Consider the following 245-nt stretch of genomic DNA (forward strand, 5'->3'; position numbering starts at 1 on the left):
TCGAGGGCCCGCTCTAGCACCGACTTGGTGAGCTGGGCCAACAGACCGTCTGGGCCGTCGACGGGCATGCCGGATGCTTCAGCATCGGCCAACAAGGCATCCACCGCCGCCGGCGGCAACAGCTCCGCCAACTTCGCGGCCTCAGCTGATGAATCAGAACGTGGCAAGGGAGTCTCCTGTCCGGCAGTCAGCATGCCTGACTACCATTCAGGCCCAACCCCTTACACAGTCAATAAGACACGCCC

1 pseudogene is annotated in these 245 nt (G+C 62.9%); it reads right to left on the reverse strand.

Annotated elements, in window-relative coordinates:
- A pseudogene (locus AC5Y49_RS24900) lies at positions 1-131 on the reverse strand (IS256 family transposase); the annotation flags it as partial.
- Positions 132-245: the final 114 nt, after the last annotated feature.

This window comes from Mycobacterium sp. NGS62, from assembly GCF_059812285.1.